Below are 23,896 nucleotides of genomic sequence, written 5' to 3'. Positions count from 1 at the left end.
CTCACAAATCGAGAACCAGGCGTGGCGATTTCGAGCGGGAGCAGCAAGGTGTAAATTGGTCGTTAGCGGCATGCTCAGCTGCGGTCATGAACTGATCACGATGATCGGGGGTACCCTTCAGAACTCGTGTGATACAAGAGCCACAGACACCTTGTTCACAAGAACTGGGGATTTCGATGCCACAGTCGTCAAGCACCTCGAACACGGTGCGGTCAGCAGGGATTTGGATCACTTGCCCTGATTTCGCAAGTTCAACTTCGAATGGTTGGTCGCCCTCGTGGCTCACTGGGGCGGCGGCGAAGAACTCCCTGTGAACCTGAGACTCCGGCCAGCGGTGTTCCGCAGCGGTTTCCAAGATGTAATTCATAAAACCACCGGGACCGCACACATAGAGGTGCGAGCCGGGTTGCGGAAGCCCAAGCAAATCATGGGCGCTGATCCGCTGTTCCTCGGCACCACTGTCGTCGTGCAGATAGACACGATCCTTGAAGTCAGAGGCTTTGAGATAATCGACGAACGCCGCCCGATCGGAGGTCCTGTAGCAGTAGTGAAGCTCGAAATTAGCTCCCCGCTCATGCAGCGCATGTGCCATTGCCAGGATCGGCGTGATGCCAATACCACCAGCAAATAGCAAATGCTTGTCGCCGCCATCATCAAGCGGGAAAAGATTTCGCGGTTCACTAATTGAAATAAGCCCACCTACATCGATTTCGCTATGCATCGAAATCGACCCGCCGCGTGAAGCTGGATCTTTCAAAACACCGATGACGTAGCGGTGACGCTCAGCTGGGGAGTTGCACAGTGAGTATTGGCGAACAATGCCATTTGGCATATGGACATCGATATGAGCACCTGCGCTAAACGCAGGAAGCTCTTCAGTGCCGACCGCCCGTAATTCAAAGCTGAGAATATCGGTCGCTTCAACTTTCTTTCGGAAAACCTGAACTTTCAACATGACTTCTCCCTCCACTCAAAAAGTGGCCTACAAATTTTTTACGCGCATGCAACTATGAGTGGATAGGAACTCAGTCGCGTCGAGAGTTTGGAGAGATCATGCTAGGAGGGGACAGGCAGGCATAATTAAGGCGGGTCATGGTGGCACCTTACTCGGTTATTTTTGTATGGAGGTGGTCTGCATCGAGGCGACCATCACTTTGCACTTCGGCTGAGCTTAGAATCACTTGAATTGGTTGCGGTGTCAACCAATTCCAGTGATCATTTTCTTCTCAGCTGAGGCAGTCATATAGCTGTAACCTCTGAGCGGCCTCATCGTAAGAACATAATTTTCCATCAAAATCAGTATGTTAGGCTCATGAAGCTTTGCTGTTGGTTCCGTTCACCAGACCTTCAGGGTGTAGTCGAGGTTGATTCGGGTCTCGTTGTCACTGCGGAACGTGGCGGTTGGTTCGTGATCGTTTCGGTAGAAAGCATGCCGTAATCGAATCGCCAAGCCCGCTGCTGGGCCCGACTGCACAACGTATGCAAGCTCAAGGTCCTTGCTGGATTCCGTGAGATTGCTGCCCCCGAGCTTTGGGAGATCTATATTCGTACCGCGCATGTAGCGCGCCATGGCAGTCAGTCCAGGAATGCCCAACGCCACAAAGTTGAAGTCATAGCGAGCAACCGCCGTGCGCTCTTTCGGGTTGACGAAATCTGAGCTCATCGCACCATCGCTGAGAACAGCAGGTTCGCCACCCGCTATGTACGCCATGGCGGTGTCCCCGGTTTGGTACATATAGCCCATGCCTAGCGAGTGCCCTCCCACTTGGTAGGTAAGCATGAGGCCTGCGTTGAGGTTATCGACATTGCCCGCTTCAGCCCTGCCATTGTCACGGCTATCGAATACCCGGAAATCGCTTTTCAGCTTGCCTGGACCTAGCGGCAGGTAATGAATTGCGCCGGCAAAATCCTGCTCGTAAATGTCCTCAAGTCGAGCATGGTAGTAGCGCAGGGTCAGAGCATCCGACCATTTGTAGTCCCCACCGATGAAATCGAATCGCTCAGAGCTAGCTCCTGGGCGGAATCGACCGTTGGGTGATGCAATTGCGATGGGTTGATTGTCTGTCGAGTCGCGCAGGTTGATTCGAGTCATACGGCCAGCGTGCAGACTCAGTTGACTGATGTCCTGGGAAGTAAGGTATGCCCCCAAGAACGACTGTGGGAGAAGTCGAGCTGGGCTCGCGGTGATGACCGGAAGGCTCGGAAAATGCGTGCCCACAGCCAGTTTTGTCTCCGAGACTTTCGCCTTCAAAGCCACGCCCATCTCTGAATATTCGTCTCGCGCTTCGCGATCTTGTGGGTCGTAGGCGAGCAACTGCGTGCCTGTTCTGTCCGGCGATGAGTCAAGCTTTACGCCGATCATGCCAGTCAGATCCAGGCCAAATCCGACTGGACCCTCCGTGAAACCTGAGTTTGCTCGAAGGATGAAGCCTTGGGCCCACTCGCGAGCAGCTGATTGAGGAGATTCACCCTTGTAATCACGGTCAAGGTAAAAATTCCGAGCAGTCACTGTCACACTTGCTCCGTCAGTTAAATCGGCCATTGCCGGATTCGAGGCAATAGCTCCCGCGATGCCCAAGCTAAAGAGCCATGGGCATTTGATTTGGTCGGACATGTTCGAGCCCTTTTTTGTAGTTTTTGTTGGCGTTGATTAGGTACTTGAAAGAGCAGCTTGGGAGCGCCGCTGGGTTTTCATTAATCCAATGACGATGGCAGCCAGGACGAATGACAAGGCGAAGAACATGTACAGTTCGGAGGGTTGCCACTGTGCATCTATTAACCGCCCGGCCACCAGTGGAGACAGGATTGCGCCACTACGTCCGATCCCTATCCCCCACCCCAACCCTGTCACTCTCTGAGAGGGATCGTAGATAGAGGGAGTCAGTGAGTAGAGACCCGCGACGCAGCCGTTGACGAACACGCCAATCGCAACCACTACAGCAAAGGCAACATGTAGGTTTGCCGTTGACCTTACGAACACAGCCATCAGTAGCGCGTTGATTATCAGATAGCCCATCAACACCCGTGACAACCGAATGCGGGCAGCGAGCAGGCCGACCAGCGAGGTTCCAATGATCCCGCCGACGTTCAGCAGAACGCCACCTGTTATTCCTTGTTGATTGGACAATCCAGCAGCTACCAGCAAGCGGGGGGTCCAGCTCATCACAAAGTAAAACCCGAACATCACTAAGAAGAAGGCTGCCCACACTAGCAAGGTGGAGCGCAGTAGGCTTGGGGAGAAGAGCTCAATGAAAGAGCGTTTCATCGATGGATTGTGGGACCGCTGGAAAGCTGGGAGTTCGTGAAGCGGGGAAATATGAATTCGATCAAGCAAGGTGTTGATATGATCAAGCGCCTTTCTAGGCTGCCTCGAAATCAGAAATGCCAACGACTCCGGCAGCCACAAAGCAAGCACGGGCAGGGTCACGAGAGTTGCAATTCCGCCGTAGAAGAATACTGATCGCCATCCTGTCTCTGGGATGATTTGCGCCGCGAATATGCCACCGACGGTTGCCCCCAAAGCGTAAGCAGTGGTCTGCAAGCTGATAGCCATGCTGCGCCATTTCTTGTTCGCGTACTCGCCTGCGATCACATAGCTGCTGGCGAGGATCCCCCCAATTCCCAGGCCAGTAACCAACCGAAGTGCACCCAGCATTTCAGGTGAAGTTGCCCACGAAGACAGCAACATTCCGAAACCGGCAATCGCCACACAAACGAGGATCAGCGGGCGTCGACCATACCGGTCTGCCCACGGCGCAATGAAAAGGGAACCGACCGCCATACCGACCAGGCCGGCGCTCAAGAGGTAACCCAGCTGGGTCCCCGTTAGCCCCCAATCTGCCGAAACGGACGCTGCAGTGAACGCCATTACCAGAACGTCGAACCCGTCCAACATGTTGATGAGAAAGCAGAGCGAGATCACGCCCCACTGAAAACTGACCATGGGTTTCTCATCCATCAACTTCCCGATGGAATTATCCATGAGAGATTCCCCCGTTAGGCTGAGTCACGAGGAAGGCTGATCTTTGGGCAGCCGAAGGCGCGGGATTTTCCCGGTTTTGTACTAAGAGCATGGCGATTTACCTTCTTGTTTTCTTTATTGGTAGCAACGCAAGAGGTGAGACAGGGCGATTGCCCCGTCTCGGTAGATGTTCAGGCGCTAAACGTCTTGTGCGGATCGATTACAAACTTCTTGGGTACTCCTGCATCGAACTCGCCGTAGCCTTCAGGCGCCTGGTCCAGGCTAATTACCTGAACACCGACCACGTCGGCGATGTTGATGCGATCCCACATGATGGCCTGCATCAACTGGCGGTTGTACTTCATGGTTGGAGTCTGGCCAGTGTGGAAGCTGTGCGACTTCGCCCAGCCCAAACCGAAGCGGATGCTCAGTGCACCGATCTTGGCGGCAGCATCGACCGCGCCTGGGTCTTCAGTCACGTACAACCCTGGGATACCGATGTTGCCGGCAACGCGAGTCACCTGCATCAGCGAGTTCAGCACAGTAGCCGGCGCTTCGTGCTTGGCACCTTCGTGGCCATGTCCACGAGCCTCAAAGCCAACGGCGTCGACCGCGCAGTCCACTTCCGGCTCCCCAAGAATATCGACGATCTGCTCGTGCAGCGGGGTGTCCTTGGACAGGTCGACCACCTCGAAGCCCTGGGCTTTGGCATGGGCCAAGCGGGCCGGGTTAAGGTCGCCGACGATCACGCAGGCAGCCCCCAGCAGGCGGGCCGAGGCAGCGGCAGCAAGGCCGACCGGGCCGGCGCCCGCGACGTAGACGGTGCTGCCTGGGCCTACGCCAGCAGTCACAGCGCCGTGGTAGCCGGTAGGCAGAATGTCGGACAGGCAGGTCAGGTCACGGATCTTTTCCATGGCCTTGTCGCGTTCGGGCAGTTTCAGCAGGTTGAAGTCGGCGTATGGCACCAGCACGTACTCGGCCTGGCCACCGGTCCAGTCGCCCATGTCGACGTAGCCGTAGGCACCACCAGCGCGAGCCGGGTTGACGGTAAGGCACACACCTGTATGCATCTCTTTGCAGGAGCGGCAGCGGCCGCAGGCGACGTTGAACGGTACCGACACCAGGTCGCCGATCTGCATGCGCTCGACGTCGCTCCCTTTCTCGACGATCTCACCGGTAATTTCGTGGCCCAGGACCAGGCCGACCTGGGCAGTGGTGCGGCCCCTGACCATGTGCTGGTCAGAGCCACAGATGTTGGTGGAGACCACCTTGAGAATCACGCCGTGCTCGATCTTCTTGCCGCGTGGGTCCTGCATTTTGGGATAGTCGATTTTTTGAACCTCGACCTTTCCTGCTCCCAAGTACACAACACCTCTGTTTCCGGACATACAACCTCCTCTACATGCGCGCAGAATTGCGCGGCTTAAACGCTCCCTGTCCCTTGATATTCCGCCGACTAGGCCGAGATGAAGGCGCAGCTTGGCCGTCCGCATCGAAGCGGCTTTTTCAAGAGGAAGGGGAATCTAGGCTGCCGAGAGCTTCAAATGATGCGAAGCGTAGGCTGACTATAGGAATCGGAAAGGGCGGCAAATGTGACGTCAATCATGACTTACCCCTGGTAATTTTTTTTGTGAGGTTTCTTTCGCCATGGCATGCTGCCGAAGGCCAAGATTGAGGTTATCCTTACCGCATTTGGTTGCGGTGTCAACTAATCGCCATGAATGAAAACGTTCTCAAGGATTGCGCAGTTATGCCTGAATCGACGCATCTCAATTTGTCGCGTTACGTCCCTGGCCTGCTGACTTTCCTGGCCAATAAGCTGGCGACGGGTGCATCCCACTGTTATCGCAAGCATTTTGGGATTGGCGTGGTGGAGTGGCGCATGCTTTCCATGCTTGCGGTTGAAAATCACATCACAGCTAATCGCATCAGCCAAGTTATCGGGCTGGATAAGAGCGCGGTTAGCCGGTCGTTACAGTCGCTAGAAAAAGCAGGTTACGTCTGCTCTGAGGTCGACACTGAAGATGCACGGCGATACACCGTGAGTCTTACGGAAAGTGGCCAGGAACTCCACAATCGCGTTCTAGTCGTCGCGCTTGAGCGTGAGAGAAGGTTGCTAAGTGACCTCTCGGCGGATGAGGTGGATGTGCTGGTAAATCTGCTTGGTCGTTTGCACGCTAAGGTTAGCTACGTCAATGAATTTGACCCGGAATGCTGAATTATATCTCCAAGTCGCTACGAGCTTACCTGGTGGACAGCCAGTCCCCAGGGTGGGGCTAAGGAGCAACCTGCTGCACCAGGGAAATGTAAACAACCCTTGCCTAAAATCATGTGAAGTTAACGGATTTCTGAATGCGATCACGATCACGATTCCTAACATCCTGACCTAAAATGATTTTTTGTCATTGTTGACAGTTTTTTGTATGTACAACCGTTCTGATCAGAACATCAGGCGGCTAGCGAAACCAGAAACCCAGGGCCTTGGCCCTGGGTTTTTTTATGAATGCGGCAGGCCAGCGCAGTCACCTCAGAGGGTGCTTTCACCACCCAGTTCTTCAAGCGCCACCCGGGTGAACTGCGCATCCAGCTCCGGCGTTGCGCCGCTGATGCCGATGCCGCCGATGTGCAGGCCGTTCTTATCCATGATTGGCAGGCCTCCCTCCAGCAAGGTGAGCCCCGGCAACGATGCATAGGGTTTAGCCGGGTGTGCATGGCTGTGTTCGCTAGAGGTGGGGGAGGCCAAGGGGAATCGGGCAGAAGTCTCAGCCTTGAGTTGCGCCAGCTTGATACTGGCTTTGTCTGCGCCGTCCATACGGTGCAAATACTTGGGCTTACCGTGGTTGTCGATGATGCTGATGACGACTGAGCGGAGTTATGTAGTCCATTTCCGAAAGTGATGAGCCCCGTAACCCGGCATAGTGCTCTCTACCTGACACATGTCATCGCACCTTCTCGATTCTTGACTAGTCTTATCCATTGGCGAGCAGAATTTGGCCCGCCACCGTGACTACCAAGAGGCGCCGGCAATGTTTCGTGCGTCCAAACCTGATCAGGAGTGCACGATGGACCTGAACCGTCGGCAATTCTTCAAGGTCGCCGCTATCGGCCTTGGAGGCTCGAGCCTGGCGGCGTTGGGCATGGCCCCCACGCCAGCCTTTGCCGAGCAGGTGCGCCACTTCAAGCTGGCGCACACCAAAGAGACCCGAAATACCTGCCCGTACTGTTCGGTCGGCTGCGGCCTGATCCTGTACAGCCAGGGCGATGCGGGCAAGAACGTCAAACAGAACATCATTCATATCGAAGGTGACGCCGACCACCCGGTCAACCGTGGCACCCTCTGTCCGAAAGGTGCCGGCCTGCTGGACTTTATCCACAGCCCGAGCCGCCTGCAGTACCCAGAGGTGCGCAAGCCTGGCAGCCAGGAATGGGTGCGGGTCAGCTGGGACGAGGCCCTGGACCGCGTTGCCGACCTGATGAAGCAGGACCGTGACGCCAACTTCATCGAGAAGAACGCCCAGGGGCAAACCGTCAACCGCTGGCTCACCACCGGTTTTCTCGCTGCCTCCGCCGCCTCCAGCGAGGCGGGCTACCTGACCCACAAGGTCATCCGCGCAACAGGCATGCTGGGGTTCGATAACCAAGCACGTGTCTGACATGGCCCGACGGTGGCAAGTCTTGCCCCGACGTACGGCCGTGGCGCCATGACCAACCACTGGTCAGATATCGCCAACGCGAATCTGGTCCTGGTGATGGGTGGCAACGCAGCAGAAGCGCATCCGTGCGGCTTCAAATGGGTGACCGAGGCCAAAGCGCACAACAAGGCGCGGCTTATCGTGGTCGACCCGCGATTTACCCGAACGGCTTCGGTGGCCGACTACTACGCGCCAATCCGTACCGGTACCGACATCGCCTTCATGGGTGGGCTGATCAACTACCTGCTGAGCAACGACAAGATCCAGCACGAATACGTGCGCAATTACACCGACGTGTCGTTCATCGTCAAAGAGAACTATGGCTTCGAAGACGGGCTGTTCAGCGGCTACGACGAGGCCAAGCGCGTGTACGCCGACAAGTCCGGCTGGGGTTATGAACTGGGTGAGGATGGCTACGCCAAGGTCGACCCGACACTGCAGCACCCGCGCTGCGTGTTCCAGCTGATGAAGCAGCACTACAGCCGCTATACCCCGGAGTTGGCGAGCATGACCTGTGGCATGCCGCAGGACGCCATGATGAAAGTCTGGGAAGAGATCGCCAGCTGCTCGGTACCGGGCAAGACCATGACGATTCTCTACGCCCTGGGTTGGACGCAACACTCGATCGGTGCGCAAATCATCCGCAGTGCCGCCATGGTGCAGTTGCTGCTGGGTAACGTGGGCATGCCCGGTGGTGGGGTCAACGCGTTGCGCGGCCACTCCAACATCCAGGGCCTCACCGACCTTGGCCTGCTGTCCAATTCGCTGCCGGGCTACCTGACGCTGGCCGGCGATGCCGAACAGGATTACGCAGCCTATATCGACAAGCGCGCCTCCAAACCGCTGCGCCCGGGGCAGCTGTCTTACTGGCAGAACTACGGCAAGTTCCATGTCAGCCTGATGAAGGCCTGGTACGGTGCCAACGCCACGGCTGAAAACAACTGGGGCTATGACTGGCTGCCCAAGCTCGATGTGCCGGCTTACGATGTGCTGCGCATGTTCGAGATGATGGGCCAGGGCAAGGTCAACGGCTACATGTGCCAAGGCTTCAACCCGATCGCCGCGCTGCCGGACAAGAACCGCGTCACTGCGGCTTTGGCCAAGCTCAAGTGGCTGGTGGTCATGGACCCGCTCGCCACCGAAACCTCGGAGTTCTGGCGCAACATGGGGCCGTTCAACGACGTGGACACGGCCAATATCCAGACCGAAGTGATCCGCCTGCCCACCACCTGCTTCGCTGAGGAAGATGGCTCGCTGGTCAACAGCAGCCGCTGGCTGCAGTGGCACTGGAAAGGTGCCGACGGGCCGGGCGAAACCCGCACCGACGTGCAGATCATGAGCGAGCTGTTCCTGCGCCTGCGTCAGCGTTACCAGACCGAGGGCGGGACCTACCCTGATGCGATCATGAACATCAGCTGGCCGTACAAGATTGCTGATGAGCCATCCCCCGAGGAATTGGCCAAGGAAATGAACGGCTGGGCGGTCACCGACCTTACCGATGCTGCCGGTGCAGCCCTCAAGGCTGGCCAGCAATTGTCGGGCTTCGGTCAACTCAAGGACGATGGCAGCACGGCATCGGGTTGTTGGATCTTTGCCGGCTGCTGGACCGAGCAGGGCAACCAGATGGCTCGCCGCGATAACAGCGACCCGTACGGCATGCACCAGGTGCAGAATTGGGCCTGGGCTTGGCCGGCCAACCGCCGCATCCTCTACAACCGTGCCTCCAGCGACCCGCAAGGCCAGCCTTGGGATCCGGAAAAGAAACGCCTGGTGTGGTGGAACGGCAAGACCTGGACCGGGACCGACGTGCCCGACTTCAAGGTCGACTCGCCACCTGAGGCGGGGATGAACCCGTTCATCATGAACCCTGAGGGCGTGGCGCGGTTCTTCGCCATCGACAAGATGGCCGAAGGCCCGTTCCCCGAGCACTACGAGCCGTTCGAAACGCCGATTGGCATCAACCCGCTGCACCCGCAGAACAAGAAGGCGATCAGCAACCCGGCCGGGCGCATCTTCGACTCGGTATGGGACACCCTCGGCAAGCACGATGAATTCCCGTACGCGGCGACCACCTACCGGCTGACCGAGCACTTCCACTTCTGGAGCAAGCATTGCCGGCTCAACGCCATCGCCCAGCCCGAGCAGTTCGTCGAGATCGGCGAGGTGCTGGCCAATGAAAAAGGCATCAAGGCTGGCGACCGGGTGCGGGTGTCGAGCAAGCGTGGCCACATCGATGCGGTGGCGGTCGTGACCAAGCGGATTCGCCCGCTGCAGGTCAACAACCAGACCGTGCACCAGATCGGCATTCCGCTGCACTGGGGCTTCACCGGCGCAACCCGGCATGGCTACCTGACCAACACCCTGGTGCCATTCCTGGGTGACGGCAACACGCAGACGCCAGAGTCCAAGTCGTTCCTCGTCAAAGTGGAGAAACTCTGATGGCCAGCCAAGACATCATCGCCCGCTCGGCCACCACCACCGTGCCGCCCTCGGTACGCCAGCAGCAGGAAGTCGCCAAGCTGATCGACACCACCAAGTGCATCGGCTGCAAGGCTTGCCAGGTGGCGTGTTCGGAGTGGAACGAACTGCGTGACGAGGTCGGCCACAACCACGGCACCTATGACAATCCCCAGGACCTCACTGCCGAAACCTGGACGCTGATGCGCTTTACCGAGCACGAGCGCGACGACGGCAACCTGGAATGGCTGATCCGCAAGGACGGCTGCATGCATTGTGCCGAGCCAGGCTGCCTCAAGGCGTGCCCAAGCCCAGGGGCGATCATCAAGCATGCCAACGGTATCGTCGACTTCAACCAGGACCACTGTATTGGCTGTGGCTATTGCATCACCGGCTGCCCGTTCAACATTCCGCGCATCTCGCAGAAAGACCACAAGGCGTACAAGTGCACCCTGTGTTCCGACCGCGTGACCGTGGGCCTGGAGCCGGCCTGCGTGAAAACCTGCCCGACCGGGGCAATTGTGTTCGGCACCAAGGACGAGATGAAGGTGCATGCCGCCGAACGCATCGTCGACCTGAAATCGCGTGGCTACGACAACGCCGGGTTGTATGACCCGGATGGCGTCGGCGGTACCCACGTGATGTACGTGTTGCACCATGCCGATACCCCCAAGCTGTATGCCGGCCTGCCGGACCAGCCGGTGATCAGCCCGCTGGTAGGGTTGTGGAAGGGCTTTACCAAGCCCTTGGCGTTGTTGGCGATGGGCGCGGCGGTGCTGGCCGGGTTCTTCCACTATGTGCGGGTCGGGCCACAGCGGGTGGAGGAGGACGAACACCCGGCCGCAGCCGACCCGAGCGTGCAGACAGTGGACCCTGCAGTGCATGTCTATGATCCGAGCAAGCCCGGTGGGCAAGGGGAGCAGCGGCCATGAACGACAACAAACCCATCTTGCGCTACAACGCCAACGAGCGCAGCAACCACTGGCTGGTGGCGATCCTGTTCTTTCTCGCCGGGCTGTCGGGGTTGGCGCTGTTTCACCCGGCACTGTTCTGGCTCAGCAACCTGTTTGGCGGTGGGCCGTGGACGCGCATCCTGCACCCGTTTCTGGGGGTGGCGATGTTCGTGTTTTTCGTTGGCCTGGTGGTGCGCTTCTGGCGGGCCAACTTCATCACCGCGAATGATCGCCTCTGGCTGCGCCGGGTTGACCGGGTAATGCGTAACCAGGAGGAGGGCGTACCGCCAATCGGCAAGTACAACGCCGGGCAGAAGCTGCTGTTCTGGACCCTGCTGGTTTGCATGCTGGTCTTGCTGGTCAGTGGTGTGGTGATCTGGCGAGCGTATTTCAGCCACTGGTTCGGCATCGAGGTAATTCGCCTGTCGGCGTTGCTGCATGCACTGGCGGCCTTCGTGCTGATCCTCAGCATTATCGTGCACATCTACGCCGGTATCTGGATCAAAGGCTCGATTGGCGCCATGCTGCACGGCTGGGTAAGCCGCGCCTGGGCACGCAAGCACCATGAACTGTGGTACCGCGAGGTGACTGGCGACAAGCCGCCGAGTCATCACGGACGAAAAGAAGGATGAGCGCTTGAGCACGATACTCGAACCTGGGCAGATCGAAGCGTCGGCGGTGATGCCGCCGTTTCTGCACCTGCCGCCGGCCAACCTGTTTGAAGTGCGGGCTGCGCGTTTGGACACGCTGGCCCAGGGCAATGCCCTGGGCGACTACCTGAGGCTGGTTGCGCGGTTGTGCCGTGTGCAGCAGCAGCTTGTGGATAACCCCCCTGGCGCCCTGCCGGTGGCTGAGGCGCGCCAGCGCCTGTGCATAAGCCATGGTTTGCCGCCGCTGGCGGCAGACAGCCTGGTACGTGACGGGGCTTGGCTGGTCTGGCTGCAGGCCTTGCTAGGTCACTTTGGCGACGAACCCCAGGGTCCGTTGGCGGAGGCCTTGCAGGTGCTGCGTGGCAGTGATGACAACCAGCGCAAAGGCTGGGGGTTCGCGTTGCTGGCAGGGCAGTATGACGCGGTGCCGGCCGCACTGGTGCCATTGCTCGGGGCTGCGTTGCAGGCGGCCTGGTCCAGTTGGCTGCTGGCATTGCCGGCGCCTGAACTCAAACCCGCTGGCAGCCTGGCCCAGTGCCCGGCCTGCGGCTCGCCAGCGATGGCCGGGGTGGTACGCAACCGTGGCAAGCACAACGGCCTGCGCTATCTGGTGTGCGCGTTGTGTGCCTGTGAATGGCATGTGGTGCGGGTCAAGTGTGTGTACTGCGAGTCGAGCAAGGACTTGCGCTATACCAGCCTTGAGAATGACCGCCATCTACCCGGCAAGGCGCCCCTGCGGGCCGAGTGCTGCCCGGGGTGTGAAAGCTACCTCAAGCAGAACTACCTCGAAAACGATGCAGCGGCCGAGCCCTTGGCCGACGACCTGGCCAGCCTTGCGCTGGACATGCGCCTGGACGAGGAAGGCTTTCATCGCCTGGCGCCCAACCTGATGCTTGCGCCCGGTTAGTGGGTGAGTGTCTACACTGAAAAACCGAGTCGCCTGCTTCGCGGGTGAACCCCTTCCTTAAAGACCTGGTACAGGATCAGACACCTGCGCAGGCTTTTGTGGGGGCGGGCTCACCCGCGAACAGGCCAGTACCGACGACGGATCAATCCTAGGTAGTACCGCATGTCCAACAGCCTCGCCAGCGACACCCCACGCTTGCCGTCCATCGACACCCTCCTGCGCCATCCGGCCTGCCTCCCACTGATCGACCGCCACGGCCGCGATGCGGTGTTGAGCGCCCTGCGCCAATTGCTGGACGACCTGCGGGAGCCCGCGCGCAGCGGCCAGCTCAGTGCCGCCGAGCTGTCTCTCGAGATCCTTCTGGGCCGCGCCGGCGAACGTCTGGCCGCCCAGCAACGCAGCCAGGTACGCCGAGTGTTCAACCTCACCGGCACCGTGCTGCATACCAACCTCGGCCGTGCCCTGCTGCCGGAAGAAGCCATCGAGGCGATGCAGACCGCCGCCCGCTACCCGCTCAACCTGGAGTTCGACCTGGCCAGCGGCAAGCGTGGTGACCGCGACGACCTGATCGAGGGCCTTATCCGCGAGCTGACCGGCGCCGAGGCGGTTACCGTGGTCAACAACAATGCCGCGGCGGTACTGCTGGCGCTCAACAGCCTGGGTGCGCGCAAGGAGGGCATTATCTCGCGCGGCGAACTGATCGAGATCGGTGGCGCCTTCCGCATCCCGGACATCATGGCCCGCGCCGGGGTGAAGCTGCACGAGATCGGCACCACCAACCGCACCCATGCCCGCGACTACGAGGCTGCCATTGGCCCGCGAACAGGGTTACTGATGCGCGTGCACTGCAGCAACTACAGCATTCAAGGTTTCACCACCCAGGTGCCGACCGCCGAGCTGGCGCGAATCGCCCACCAGCATGACCTGCCACTGCTCGAAGACCTCGGCAGCGGTAGTTTGCTCGATCTCACCCGCTGGGGCCTGCCGGCCGAGCCCACGGTGCGCCAGGCCCTGGCTGATGGCGCCGATCTGGTGACCTTCAGTGGCGACAAGCTGCTGGGCGGCCCGCAGGCCGGGATCATCGTCGGGCGCAAGGCATTGATCGCCAGGATCAAGAAAAACCCGCTTAAGCGTGCGCTGCGGGTCGACAAGATCACCCTGGCCGCACTCGAAGCGGTGCTGGCGCTGTACCGGAACCCGGACCGGTTGGCCGAGCGCCTGCCCAGTTTGCGCTTGTTGACCCGTGGCCAGGCCGATATCCAGGCCCAGGCCGAACGCCTGCTGCCAGACCTCCAGGCCCGCCTTGGTGCGCAATGGGTCGTCAGCGTAGAACCTGCGTTGGGCATGATAGGCAGTGGCAGCCAGCCGGTTGCGCGCCTGCCCAGTGCAGCGCTGTGCCTGCGCCCACAGGTGTCGAAGAAGTTGCGCGGGCGCAGCCTGCACGTGCTGGAACGGGCCCTGCGGGGCCTGCCAGTGCCGGTGCTTGGTCGCATCGACGACGACGCGCTATGGCTGGACCTGCGCCAGCTGGACGACGAAGCCCAATGGCTGGCGCAATTGCCGGCGTTGCAGTTGGGGCCGGTGCAGTGATCGTTGGTACCGCCGGCCACATCGACCATGGCAAGACCGCACTGCTGAAGGCACTGACCGGCCAGGCCGGTGACCTGCGCCAGGAAGAGCGTGAACGGGGCATGACCATCGACCTGGGTTACCGCTACGCGGCGCTGGCCGAAGGTGCACCACTGACGGGCTTCATCGATGTGCCGGGCCACGAGCGGTTTATCCACAACATGCTGGCCGGGGCCCATGGTATAGACGTGGTGCTGCTGGTGGTGGCGGCAGACGATGGCGTCATGCCGCAGACACGTGAGCACCTGGCAATCATCGAGCTGTTGGGTATCCCCCAGGCACTGGTGGCGATCAGCAAGTGCGACCGCGTCGAGCCGGCGCGCCTGGCCCAGGTGCAGGCGCAGGTCAGTGAGCTGCTGGCGCCAGGGCCCTATGCCGGGGCGCGGCAGTTCCCGGTGTCGAGCCTTGGCGGGGAGGGCATCGACGCGTTGCGCCAAGCCTTGCTGCAGGCGCAAACCGCTGTGCGGCAACGCAGTGCGCAAGGCGGTTTTCGCCTGGCTATCGACCGCGCCTTCGCCGTTACCGGTGCGGGGGTGGTGGTGACTGGCACGGCGCTGGCCGGCCGGGTGAGTGCCGGCGATACCCTGGTCCTGGGCAAGGCCGGCAAGGCGGTGCGGGTGCGGGGCCTGCATGCACAAAACCAGGCCGCGCAGGTAGCGCAGGCCGGCCAGCGAGTAGCGCTCAATATCGCAGCCGAACGCCTTAGCGCGGAGCAAGTTCACCGTGGCGACTGGCTGCTGCCACAGTGGCTGCACGCGCCCAGTGTTCGGGTGGACATCGAGTTGAACCTGCTGCCGGGCGAGCTGCGGGCGTTCGAGCACTTCAGTGCCGTGCATGTGCACCTCGGCACCCAGGACGTGACGGCCCGTGTCGCGTTGCTGGAGGGTGAAACCCTGGCCGCCGGCCAGCGCATGTTTGCCCAGTTACTGCTCAATGCGCCGTTGCAGGCCGTGCATGGCGACCGCCTGGTACTGCGCGACCAGCGTGCTCAGCGCACCTTGGGCGGCGGCAAGGTACTCGATCCGTTTGCCCCCAGCCGCCAGCGCCGCAGCCACGAGCGTCTACGCCAGCTGCAGGCGCTGCGGGATGCCCAGGGCCTGGAGCAGGCGCTGCCGGCACTGCTGGCCAGTGCCCCCGGTGGTATCGACCCACAGCGCCTGGAGCGGCAGTTCAATCGCCTGCGCGAAACCTGGCAGCTACCGGCGAACGTGTTGGTGGTGGCCACGCGACAGGGCCAGCTGCTGTTCGCCAGCGCCCAGTGGCAGGCGCTGAAACGGCAGGTGCTGGCGCAACTTGCCCGCTTCCACGAGCAAGAACCCGATCAGCTGGGCCCCGACCGTGACCGCCTGCGACGCTTTACAGCATTGCCGTTGGAGCGGCCTGCGTTTGTCAGCCTGCTTGAGGAACTGCTAGAGGAAGGGGCGATTGCCGCCAGTGGGCCCTGGCTGCATTTGCCGGATCACAAGGTCCAGTTGAGTGAAGCCGACGAGGCACTGTGGGCGCGCCTGCAGCCCAGGTTGCTGGCGGAGCAGTTCGATCCGCCCTGGGTCAGGACATTGGCGGCAGAAGAGAACTGCCTTGAAGCCGACGTTCGTTTGTTGTTGCGCAAGCTGGCGCGTTTGGGCGTGGTGCACCAGGTGGTGCGCGACCTGTTCTACCCCGCAGCGACGCTACAGCGCATGGCAGAGCTGCTGCTGGGGCAGGCGGCTGGCACTTCAGTAGTGCAGGTTGCTGCATTTCGCGATATGTTGGGCATCGGTCGCAAGCGCAGTGTGCAGATTCTGGAATACTTCGACCGCATCGGCCTGACCCGCAGGGTGGCCGAGCAGCGTCACATTCGCGCTGACAGCGCCCTGGCCCAGCAGTACGCCAGGCACTGAGTTCAAGGAAGGCAATCGCGCCCGGTGGCGCGGCCGGGCTTCAAACCCGGTTGGGGACGGCAGCCGTTCCCGGGCAGGTTCGACTCCCGCTGCCTTCCGCCATCTTCTTTTCTTGCCCGGGCGAGTTGCGGGCAGCGCCTACGCCCGCTCCCCACACAGGTCCAGGGCAAACCAGCGTTCTGCTGATTCCACATCCAACCCTGCACCCAGCAGCGCAACCATCTTGCCCAGCGCTGCCTCGCGGGTCATGCCGCCGCCACTGACCAGGCCCGCGCTACGCAGTCGGTTGCCTGCCGCATAGGTATCGAATACCACCGAGCCTTCAGGGCATTGGCTGATTGCCGCCAGCAGCACCCCGCGCTGGCGCGCTGCACGCAGTACCTCGAGCAACGCCAGGTCATCCGACGGCCCGGTACCACTGCCATAGCACTCCAGCAGCAAGCCCTGCACGCCGCTGCCCAACAAGGCCTGCAGATGGCTGGCCTGCAGCCCGGGGAACACAGGCACGACCGCCAGGTTGACCGGCTGGCGCGGCTGGCGGTAATCCAGCTCGGCCGGGATGGCTGCCGCACGCTGGCTGTCGCGATGCCGCGGCAGGGCAACGAACGCATCGAACGCTTCACTGCGCAACTTGGTAGCCCGGCAACCGTGCACCAGCTGCCCATGGAAGTACAACTGCACGCCGTCTTCCAGCCCTTGTTCGAACAGGCGCAGCGCGCCACACAGGTTGGGCCAGGCGTCGCTGCCGGCAGCGCCGGCCGGCAGCATCGAACCGGTCAGCAGTACCGGCACGGGCAAGCCCAGCAGCAGGAACGACAAGGCAGCCGCGCTATAGGCCAGGCTATCGGTGCCGTGCAGCACCAGCACCCCATCATGGCCAGCATCCACCGCCGTGACGATGGCATCACGCATGGCCAGCCAGTTGTGCTGTTGCATGTTGGCGCTGTCCAGCAGCGGGTTCAGCTCTTGCAGGGTCCACTGCAGCTGGGGGGCATCGGACAGTTGCGCAAAGTGTTCACGCATCCGCCCGTCGAAACCGCCGGCCGGTGCCAGGCCCTCCGGGGTTTCGAGCATGCCGATGGTGCCACCGGTATAGAGAACGAGAAGATTCTTGACTGCACGCATGGAAAGCATCCGTGGCGGTGAGCGGAGAAAAAAGCCGCCCACGGACGGGGCGGCTTTGGCAGGGCAGGGTATCAGCGCTGTGGCTGGGCCTGGACGGCTGCTTTGTCAGCGGCTGTTTCCAGCTCAGGGTTGGCTGGCCAGGCATTGCGGTCCAGGTCCAGGTCGGCGAACTTGGTCGAATCGAACACTGGCTGCTTGATACCGGCCTTGCGCTGGTCGTCGTAGTCGCGCATCACCCGCAGGCCAATCTTGAACAACAGGGCCAGGGCGATCAGGTTGACGAAGGCCAGGCAGGTCATGGTGATGTCGGCGAAGGCGAACACGGTCGACAGGTCTTGCATCGAACCCCACACCACCAACGCCAGTACCAGGCCACGGAACACCATCAGTACCACGCGGTTGCGGCTGAGGAACTGCAGGCTGTTCTCGCCCAGGTAGTAGTTGTAGAGAATGCAGGTGAACACGAACAGCGACAGCGCAACGCTGACGAACACGCGGCCCCAGTCACCCACCACCGCGGCCAGCGAGTTCTGGGTCAGGACAATGCCGTCGCCCTCGAAGCCTGGGGTGTAGAAGCCCGACAGCAGGATCAGCAGTGCGGTGCAGGTGCAGATCACGAAGGTGTCGAGGAACACGCTGAAGGCCTGGACCACGCCCTGCGCGCCCGGGTGTTTCACTGCCGCCACGGCGGCAACGTTCGGTGCACTGCCCAAGCCTGCTTCGTTGGCGAACACGCCCCGCTTCACGCCCATGACGATGGCGCTGCCGAGCAGGCCGCCAAACGCAGGGTCAAGGCCGAAAGCGCTCTTGAATATGGTTTCCAGCATGGCGGGTACGTGGTCGATCTGGGTGCCGATCACGTACAGGGTCACGCCGATGTAGGCCAGGGTCTTGACCGGCACCAGCAGGTCCGAGACCGCCGCGATGCGCTTGATGCCACCGATGAAGGTGATGGCCAGCAGCACGGCCAGCACCAGCCCGGTGTGGCTTGGCTTGAAGTCGAAGGCATTTTGCAGCGAATGGGTAACGGTGTACGACTGCAGGCCGATGAAGGCGAAGCCGTAGGTCACCAGCAGCAGGATCGAGAACACGATGGCCATGCTTTTCAGCTTCAGGCCATGCTGAATGTAGTAGGCCGGGCCGCCACGGTACAAGCCGTCGCCATCGGCGCGTTTGTACATCTGGGCCAGGGTACATTCGAAGAAACTGCTGGCCATGCCGACCAGGGCAGTGACCCACATCCAGAACACCGCGCCAGGGCCGCCCAGGGTCACGGCAATGCCGACCCCGGCGATGTTACCGGCGCCCACGCGGCCAGCCAGGCTCAGCATCAGGGCCTGGAAGGAGCTCAACTGGCCTGCCTGGCCACGCAGCGATTCCTTGAACACGGCGAACATGTGGCCGAAATGGCGGAACTGTACGAACCGCGAACGGATGGTGAAGTAACCGCCGAGACCGACGATCAGCACGATGAGGAGTTTCCCCGAGAGGAAATCGTTGAGTGCTTCGAGCATTGGAAAATGACCTCGATTCTTATTCTTCGTGTGGATTGATCAGCGGACGGCAGGCGCACCGCTATTCGTTGGGGCGCATGGTTGGCCATGACAAGAGTCGTTACAATTTCGCGGGTTGCTCTGACTTGATGCGACTTGATGCTACAATGGCGTCATTCGCGTCACTTGGATTCCGCACATGAGTGAGCATTTCGCTACCAACCTCAAACTGGCTTGCAGCCACTACCGCTCTATTTCCGAAGTTTGCCGCCAGCTCTCGATCAACCGAGCGCAGTTCAACAAGTACCTCAGCGGGCAGAGCCGTCCGACGGCTTTCAACCTGAAACGCATCGGTGATTTCTTTGGCGTCGAGGATTACGAGCTGAACCTGCCTGCCGAGCAGTTCGCCCGCCTGATCGGTGCCCGCGTCTCGACCCTGGCCGAACAACCCAGCGACCCGATCAGTGAACTGTTCCGCCCTCTGCATGAGCACGCCGGCAACCTGTCGCGTTATTGCGGTTATTACTTCGAGTATTCGAACTGCATGTCGGTGCCCGGCACGATCCTGGTGTCGCTGGTGCACCTGTGGGAAGAGCGGGGGCGTTTCCTGTTCGAGCGCCAGGAGCGGCAGGAGCGCTCCAGCGCCACGGACCTGCATGCCGAAGTCCGTTGTCGCTATCTGGGCGCGGCGTTTCAGTTGCAGGACCGAGTGTTCCTCATCGACTACGAGTCGCTGACTTTCAACGAGATGAGCCAGACCATCCTGATTCCCAGCTTCAAAAGCCGGATCACCCGCCTGAACGGCCTGAAGGCCGGGGTTTCCAGCGGCGACCGGCGCAACCCGGCCTGCACACGGGTGGTGTGGGAGTACCTGGGTGAGGAGATCAATCGCATCAATGCCTACCGACAGGTCAAACTGTACCGCCCGGATGATCCGCGTATAGATGATGACGTCAGGGAACGGCTGAGCGTGGGGCCGTTGCGCAACAGTTTGTTTGAGATTGAATAGGCGGTTTGCCTCAATAAACCCTGTGGTTGGACTTCCCCGCCCGGAAACCGCAAAATGACCCACTTTCCTTAATCAACCTCTCCGGATCTGCTGACTCTATGCGTATGCGCCTAATGCTGTTGGGTGGTGGCAATGCCCTCGGGCAAGCGCTGATTCGTCTTGGGGCCGAGGAGGACATCGCATTCCTGGCGCCGCGCCCGCCCGAGAGCGGCTGGACGCCGGCGAGCCTGACCCAGTTGCTTGACGACCATCGCCCCGATGCCCTGGTGAACCTGGCCTATTACTTCGACTGGTTCCAGGCCGAGTCGGTCAGCGAGCCGCGCCTGGCGCAGCAGGAGCGGGCAGTCGAGCGGCTGGCAGAGCTGTGCCAGCACCACCAGATCACCCTGGTGCAGCCTTCCAGCTACCGGGTATTCGATGGCTCGCGGGCCACTGCCTACAGCGAGAAGGACGAGCCCGTACCCCTGGGGCTGCGGGGCCAGGCCTTGTGGCGGATCGAGCAGAGCGTGCGTGCGGCGTGCCCGCAACATGTACTGCTGCGCTTTGGCTGGTTGCTGGACGAAAGCATCGATGGCTCGCTCGGTCGTTTCCTCACCCGTGCCGAGCAACCGGCCGAGTTGCTGCTGGCCGATGACCGGCGCGGCAACCCCACACCTGTGGACGATGCGGCTCGGGTGATCCTGTCTGTGCTCAAGCAACTCGATTGCAACGCGCCGCTATGGGGCACCTACCATTACGCCGGCAACGAGGCGACCACGCCGCTGGTGTTGGGCCAGGCGATCCTGGCCGAGGCCGGCCAATATCGCCAGCTGGCAGTGCAGGCACCCACGGCGCAAGCGCATGCCGCGCGGCCGGATGCCAGCGAAGAGCCGCAGCATGCCGTATTGGCCTGCAAGAAAATCCTTCATACCTTTGGCATCAAGCCGCGTGCCTGGCGCGCCGGCTTGCCGCCCCTACTGGACCGTTTCTACCGCCATGGCTGATGCCCCCATCCTGATCACCGGCGGTGCCGGCTTCATTGGTTCCCACCTGTGCGATGCGTTGTTGGACAAAGGCTACGCCGTACGCATTCTCGATGACTTGTCCACTGGCCGGCGGGGCAACCTGCAGGTCGACCACCCACGGCTGGAACTGATCGAAGGCGATGTCGCCGATGCTGCTCTGGTCATGCGGGCTGCGGCAGGTTGCAGTGCCGTGGTGCACCTGGCCGCAGTGGCTTCGGTGCAGGCCTCGGTCGAAGATCCGGTGCGTACCCACCAGAGCAATTTCATCGGCACCCTCAATGTTTGTGAAGCCATGCGCGTGCACGGTCTGCGCCGGGTGGTGTTCGCCTCCAGTGCCGCCGTGTATGGCAACAATGGCGAGGGCGAGTCGATCGCCGAGGATACGCCCAAGGCACCGCTGACGCCCTATGCCGTGGACAAGCTGGCCAGTGAGCAATACCTGGACTTCTACCGCCGTCAGCACGGGCTGGAGCCGGTGGTGTTCCGCTTCTTCAATATCTTCGGGCCTCGCCAGGACCCGTCCTCGCCCTATTCCGGGGTTATCAGCATCTTCTGCGAGCGTGCTGTGCAGGGCCTGCCGATCACCGTGTACGGGGATGGCGAGCAGACCCGCGATTTCCTGTATGTAGGCGACCTGGTGCAAGTGATGGTGCAGGCGCTGGAGCAGCCGCAGGTCGAGGAGGGGGCGGTGAACATCGGCCTCAACCAGGCAACGTCGATCAACCAGATGCTCGCGGCGCTGCAGAAAGTCGTGGGCAGCTTGCCAGCGGTGACCTACGCGGCGGCGCGTGCCGGTGATATTCGCCATTCGCGGGCCGATAACCAGCGCTTGCTGGCGCGGTTTGCATTCCCGCAGGCTACGCCGATGGTCGAGGGGCTGGCCCGGCTACTGGGTAAAAGCTGAAGTCACGGGCCAAGCGTTGCCCTGCCTGCACGGCCTGTAGGATCAACTGTCTTTCTCAAAATTTGAAAAGCCTGCGCGATCCATTGTGGGAGCGGGCGTGCCCGCGAAGCAGGCGACGCGGTGTCTGGCACCGGCTGCGCCGGTGTTCGCGGGCACGCCCGCTCCCACAGGAACCGTGTGATCTTCGAGTCCTGCATTTTGGCTGTTGATCTACACCCTCTTCGGCTGAGGCAACACCAGATCCCTCTCTCAAGACACAAGCGGCCTTGTGTCGCGACAGGGCTGCGCAGCAGCCCCGGGATCAGCCATGGCGCACCACCTTGCGCACGCAGTCCTCGGGGTTCAACATCCGCCCATCCAGGCTTCTCACCTGTAACGGTTCAAGCCCCTGCCCGCTGCCGGCGTCCACCAGCGCTGAACGCGTTTCACCCGCCTCGAACAAATACCGTTCCCCCCATTGCCGCAAACCCACCACCAGCGGAAATACAGCGGGCACGGTGGTCGCATCGCGTGCCGGGCGCTTGGCCGACCAAGGGCAGGGTGAGCGGACCACGGGGCTGGCGCTGTTGCTGCTGACGCTTTCATGGCTGCCCACGGCCATGCTCGGGCAATCCGTGATGGCCTTTGTCCTCGGCGTGCTGATGCTGGATTTTGCCGTGCAGGCGGTGCATGTCACCAACCAGACGGTGTTGCTGGCCGGGCGTGGCGAAATGGCCAGCCGCCTGATTGCGGCCTACATGTGCTGTTATTCGCTGGGGAGCGGGGTGGGGGCGGTGCTGGCGAACTGGTGTTATGCGCACTGGGGTTGGGTAGCGGTGTGCGGCCTGGGCATGGCCATCAGCGCGGCGGCCCTGGCTTATTGGCTGTGGCTGCAACGCGCAAGGGCGGCCGAAGCCGCCCTGCAGTGTTCCGGTCAGAACTTGTAGCCTAGGCCGACCATGTACACCCATGGGTCGACATCCACGTCGACCTTGGTCTTGCTGTAGCCCAGCGCGGTGGGGCCGTTGACGCTGGCCTTGGTGTCGATGTCCACATACCAGACCGCGGCGTTGACCAGCAGGTTGTCCGTGAGCATGTAGTCCATGCCCAACTGGCCGGCGATACCTACCGAGTCTTGTAGCTTCAGGTTACTGAAGCCCTGCTGCTTGCGGGCGCTGCTGAGGTCTTCATCGAAGAACAGGGTGTAGTTGATACCTACGCCGGCATACGGCTGGAACTTGGAGTTCGGTTCCATCGGGTAGTACTGCAGCGACAGTGTTGGCGGCAGTTGCTTGATGTCGGCCAGCTTGCCGTCCAGCCCGCCACCCAGGCCTTTTACGCCTACGGTGTGCTTGAACGGCGTAGCCGCCAGCAGCTCCAGGCCAACGTGGTCGGTGAGCATGTAGGCGAACGCCAGGCCCAGCTGGGTGTCGCTGTCCAGTGTCGCCTTGGTGCCCGAAACCTTGTTGCCGTCGAATTTCAGGTCGCTGCTGCTCTCATTCGGCGCAGTGGTGATTGCACCGGCGCGAACGATGACATCACCCGCCTGGTGGGCGTGGGCAACAGGGGCGGCGAAGGCCAGTGCCGCGAATGCGGCCCCGAGCAAGGACTTGTTCATGGAAGCTCCCAGAGGACGTTAATAATCGAGTAGTCCAATGGTACGGATGGGTCTAAACAGAATGTTTGACCCAGCTCAACGAAGCGTCTTCATGAACCGGTAATAGCGCTCACTTCAGCTCATAAGCGTAGATTTTTTCGGCTTCCATCTGGTAGCCGGCATCGGCCAGTTCGCTGCTGGAGGCTTTGACCTGCATCTTTCCCTCGATCCAGTAGGGTTGATAAAGGTCTTCGACGCGCACGCCCATTTCGCTGAAAATGTGCACGATCTGGTTCGAGGGCGGTGGCGGCACATGGATGCACGCGCCGTAGTAAGGCACCAGCAGAAACTCGGTGGTGCGCCCCTCCTCGCTGACTTCCAGCGGCACGATATACCCGGGCAGTTTGACCTGCTGGCCATCGAGGCTTTTCACCACCGGCGCGTTCGGCGCCTGCTGCCGGGCTGCTGGCGCAGACTCGGCGGCCAGGGCGTTGCTCAATTGCGACATGTCGTGCAAGGGGGTGAGTTGCGGTGGAATGACCGGGGCGCCTTCCGGGATCAGCGCTGGCCAGTCGAGCTCCTTGGGTTCGGCGGCCCACAGCGGCATCGCTGCCGCAAGCAGCAGGATCAGCAGCGTTTGCAGTGCCGGCTTCTTC

At 61.2% G+C, this 23,896-nt stretch carries 19 protein-coding genes, 1 tRNA gene and 2 pseudogenes; 12 read left to right on the top strand and 10 right to left on the bottom strand.

Annotation, left to right across the window (positions count from 1 at the left end; genetic code table 11):
• Position 1: 1 nt before the first annotated feature.
• From EGJ22_RS03550 to fdhA, 4 genes are all read right to left on the bottom strand, one after another.
• Positions 2–955, bottom strand: a complete 954-nt coding sequence (locus EGJ22_RS03550; RefSeq protein ID WP_003137458.1) for a PDR/VanB family oxidoreductase — start codon at positions 953–955, stop codon at positions 2–4.
• Between the two features lie 381 nt (positions 956–1,336).
• Positions 1,337–2,614 (bottom strand): OprD family porin, encoded by a 1,278-nt coding sequence (locus EGJ22_RS03545; protein ID WP_023094435.1) that lies wholly within the window; start codon positions 2,612–2,614, stop codon positions 1,337–1,339.
• 36 nt (positions 2,615–2,650) lie between these two features.
• Positions 2,651–3,982 carry an MFS transporter gene (locus EGJ22_RS03540; RefSeq protein WP_003137460.1) on the bottom strand — a complete coding sequence of 444 codons (1,332 nt, stop codon included), beginning with the start codon at positions 3,980–3,982 and terminating at the stop codon, positions 2,651–2,653.
• A gap of 170 nt (positions 3,983–4,152) precedes the next feature.
• Entirely contained in the window at positions 4,153–5,349 is a 1,197-nt protein-coding gene (gene fdhA, locus EGJ22_RS03535) for a formaldehyde dehydrogenase, glutathione-independent (RefSeq protein WP_019486334.1), read from the bottom strand.
• Positions 5,350–5,711: 362 nt separating this feature from the next.
• Here fdhA and EGJ22_RS03530 point away from each other — a divergent pair, with 362 nt between their 5' ends.
• The gene (locus tag EGJ22_RS03530; protein WP_019486335.1) at positions 5,712–6,179 is read left to right on the top strand and encodes a MarR family winged helix-turn-helix transcriptional regulator; all 468 of its coding nucleotides are present in this window, start codon (positions 5,712–5,714) and stop codon (positions 6,177–6,179) included.
• Positions 6,180–6,488: 309 nt separating this feature from the next.
• On the opposite strand, the gene EGJ22_RS03525 is transcribed toward EGJ22_RS03530, so the two are convergent.
• Complete coding sequence (locus EGJ22_RS03525; protein WP_050492169.1) at positions 6,489–6,818, bottom strand: heme-binding protein; 330 nt, start codon at positions 6,816–6,818, stop codon at positions 6,489–6,491.
• A gap of 205 nt (positions 6,819–7,023) precedes the next feature.
• Here EGJ22_RS03525 and fdnG point away from each other — a divergent pair, with 205 nt between their 5' ends.
• From fdnG to EGJ22_RS03485, 7 genes are all read left to right on the top strand, one after another.
• Positions 7,024–10,092: a formate dehydrogenase-N subunit alpha gene (fdnG, locus tag EGJ22_RS03515; RefSeq protein ID WP_146073866.1), complete on the top strand. Its 3,069-nt coding sequence runs from the start codon at positions 7,024–7,026 to the stop codon at positions 10,090–10,092.
• On the top strand, positions 10,092–11,042 hold the full coding sequence (gene fdxH, locus EGJ22_RS03510; protein ID WP_009685687.1) for a formate dehydrogenase subunit beta: 951 nt from the start codon (positions 10,092–10,094) through the stop codon (positions 11,040–11,042). Before fdnG ends, fdxH begins: the two co-directional genes overlap by 1 nt.
• Positions 11,039–11,695: a formate dehydrogenase subunit gamma gene (locus tag EGJ22_RS03505; RefSeq protein ID WP_009685688.1), complete on the top strand. Its 657-nt coding sequence runs from the start codon at positions 11,039–11,041 to the stop codon at positions 11,693–11,695. Before fdxH ends, EGJ22_RS03505 begins: the two co-directional genes overlap by 4 nt.
• 4 nt (positions 11,696–11,699) lie before the next feature.
• Entirely contained in the window at positions 11,700–12,620 is a 921-nt protein-coding gene (gene fdhE / locus EGJ22_RS03500) for a formate dehydrogenase accessory protein FdhE (protein ID WP_029885050.1), read from the top strand.
• A gap of 162 nt (positions 12,621–12,782) precedes the next feature.
• A complete protein-coding gene (gene selA, locus EGJ22_RS03495) occupies positions 12,783–14,210 on the top strand; it encodes an L-seryl-tRNA(Sec) selenium transferase (RefSeq protein ID WP_009685690.1) in 1,428 nt (475 codons plus the stop codon).
• A complete protein-coding gene (gene selB / locus EGJ22_RS03490) occupies positions 14,207–16,129 on the top strand; it encodes a selenocysteine-specific translation elongation factor (RefSeq protein ID WP_125920119.1) in 1,923 nt (640 codons plus the stop codon). Before selA ends, selB begins: the two co-directional genes overlap by 4 nt.
• Before the next feature lie 6 nt (positions 16,130–16,135).
• Positions 16,136–16,231: transfer RNA gene (locus EGJ22_RS03485), tRNA-Sec, on the top strand.
• 36 nt (positions 16,232–16,267) lie between these two features.
• Here EGJ22_RS03485 and EGJ22_RS03480 read toward each other — a convergent pair.
• Together EGJ22_RS03480 and EGJ22_RS03475 are read right to left on the bottom strand one after the other, a co-directional pair.
• Positions 16,268–17,254: an asparaginase gene (locus tag EGJ22_RS03480; RefSeq protein ID WP_029885048.1), complete on the bottom strand. Its 987-nt coding sequence runs from the start codon at positions 17,252–17,254 to the stop codon at positions 16,268–16,270.
• Positions 17,255–17,325: 71 nt separating this feature from the next.
• Positions 17,326–18,768 (bottom strand): sodium:alanine symporter family protein, encoded by a 1,443-nt coding sequence (locus EGJ22_RS03475; RefSeq protein ID WP_029885047.1) that lies wholly within the window; start codon positions 18,766–18,768, stop codon positions 17,326–17,328.
• Between the two features lie 178 nt (positions 18,769–18,946).
• Here EGJ22_RS03475 and EGJ22_RS03470 point away from each other — a divergent pair, with 178 nt between their 5' ends.
• The 3 genes from EGJ22_RS03470 to EGJ22_RS03460 all read left to right on the top strand — a co-directional run bounded on the left by EGJ22_RS03470 (position 18,947) and on the right by EGJ22_RS03460 (position 21,664).
• Positions 18,947–19,756 carry a helix-turn-helix transcriptional regulator gene (locus EGJ22_RS03470; protein WP_029885046.1) on the top strand — a complete coding sequence of 270 codons (810 nt, stop codon included), beginning with the start codon at positions 18,947–18,949 and terminating at the stop codon, positions 19,754–19,756.
• 98 nt (positions 19,757–19,854) lie between these two features.
• Entirely contained in the window at positions 19,855–20,739 is an 885-nt protein-coding gene (locus tag EGJ22_RS03465; RefSeq protein WP_080709155.1) for a sugar nucleotide-binding protein, read from the top strand.
• Positions 20,732–21,664 carry an NAD-dependent epimerase/dehydratase family protein gene (locus EGJ22_RS03460; RefSeq protein ID WP_009685699.1) on the top strand — a complete coding sequence of 311 codons (933 nt, stop codon included), beginning with the start codon at positions 20,732–20,734 and terminating at the stop codon, positions 21,662–21,664. Before EGJ22_RS03465 ends, EGJ22_RS03460 begins: the two co-directional genes overlap by 8 nt.
• Positions 21,665–21,965: 301 nt before the next feature.
• Here EGJ22_RS03460 and EGJ22_RS03450 read toward each other — a convergent pair.
• Positions 21,966–22,154: pseudogene (locus tag EGJ22_RS03450) on the bottom strand (transcriptional regulator); the annotation flags it as partial.
• Between EGJ22_RS03450 and EGJ22_RS03445 the strand changes: the two are divergent.
• A pseudogene (locus tag EGJ22_RS03445) lies at positions 22,153–22,590 on the top strand (MFS transporter); the annotation flags it as partial. The pseudogenes EGJ22_RS03450 and EGJ22_RS03445 sit on opposite strands and share 2 nt — an antisense overlap.
• Here EGJ22_RS03445 and EGJ22_RS03440 read toward each other — a convergent pair.
• Together EGJ22_RS03440 and EGJ22_RS03435 are read right to left on the bottom strand one after the other, a co-directional pair.
• Entirely contained in the window at positions 22,578–23,261 is a 684-nt protein-coding gene (locus tag EGJ22_RS03440) for an OmpW family protein (protein WP_009685701.1), read from the bottom strand. The pseudogene EGJ22_RS03445 and the gene EGJ22_RS03440 sit on opposite strands and share 13 nt — an antisense overlap.
• Before the next feature lie 109 nt (positions 23,262–23,370).
• On the bottom strand, positions 23,371–23,883 hold the full coding sequence (locus EGJ22_RS03435; RefSeq protein ID WP_029886261.1) for a DUF3299 domain-containing protein: 513 nt from the start codon (positions 23,881–23,883) through the stop codon (positions 23,371–23,373).
• Between the last annotated feature and the right edge of the window lie 13 nt (positions 23,884–23,896).

Origin of the sequence: Pseudomonas sp. p99-361 (assembly GCF_003935475.1) — a bacterium.
In the GTDB taxonomy this organism is placed as follows: Bacteria; Pseudomonadota; Gammaproteobacteria; order Pseudomonadales; family Pseudomonadaceae; genus Aquipseudomonas; species Aquipseudomonas juntendi.
Note: the sequence above shows the minus strand (reverse complement) of the source record. Positions and strands in the feature narration are given on the sequence as shown.

Bases quoted from the DNA above. Each gene is read 5' to 3' on its own strand.
- selA (WP_009685690.1), top strand. From the start codon at position 12,783: ATGTCCAACAGCCTCGCCAGCGACACCCCACGCTTGCCGTCCATCGAC.
- fdhA (WP_019486334.1), bottom strand. From the start codon at position 5,349: ATGTCCGGAAACAGAGGTGTTGTGTACTTGGGAGCAGGAAAGGTCGAG.
- fdxH (WP_009685687.1), top strand. From the start codon at position 10,092: ATGGCCAGCCAAGACATCATCGCCCGCTCGGCCACCACCACCGTGCCG.
- EGJ22_RS03550 (WP_003137458.1), bottom strand. From the start codon at position 955: ATGTTGAAAGTTCAGGTTTTCCGAAAGAAAGTTGAAGCGACCGATATT.
- EGJ22_RS03440 (WP_009685701.1), bottom strand. From the start codon at position 23,261: ATGAACAAGTCCTTGCTCGGGGCCGCATTCGCGGCACTGGCCTTCGCC.
- EGJ22_RS03465 (WP_080709155.1), top strand. From the start codon at position 19,855: ATGCGTATGCGCCTAATGCTGTTGGGTGGTGGCAATGCCCTCGGGCAA.
- EGJ22_RS03475 (WP_029885047.1), bottom strand. From the start codon at position 18,768: ATGCTCGAAGCACTCAACGATTTCCTCTCGGGGAAACTCCTCATCGTG.
- EGJ22_RS03545 (WP_023094435.1), bottom strand. From the start codon at position 2,614: ATGTCCGACCAAATCAAATGCCCATGGCTCTTTAGCTTGGGCATCGCG.
- EGJ22_RS03470 (WP_029885046.1), top strand. From the start codon at position 18,947: ATGAGTGAGCATTTCGCTACCAACCTCAAACTGGCTTGCAGCCACTAC.
- EGJ22_RS03460 (WP_009685699.1), top strand. From the start codon at position 20,732: ATGGCTGATGCCCCCATCCTGATCACCGGCGGTGCCGGCTTCATTGGT.
- EGJ22_RS03540 (WP_003137460.1), bottom strand. From the start codon at position 3,982: ATGGATAATTCCATCGGGAAGTTGATGGATGAGAAACCCATGGTCAGT.
- EGJ22_RS03480 (WP_029885048.1), bottom strand. From the start codon at position 17,254: ATGCGTGCAGTCAAGAATCTTCTCGTTCTCTATACCGGTGGCACCATC.
- EGJ22_RS03530 (WP_019486335.1), top strand. From the start codon at position 5,712: ATGCCTGAATCGACGCATCTCAATTTGTCGCGTTACGTCCCTGGCCTG.
- EGJ22_RS03505 (WP_009685688.1), top strand. From the start codon at position 11,039: ATGAACGACAACAAACCCATCTTGCGCTACAACGCCAACGAGCGCAGC.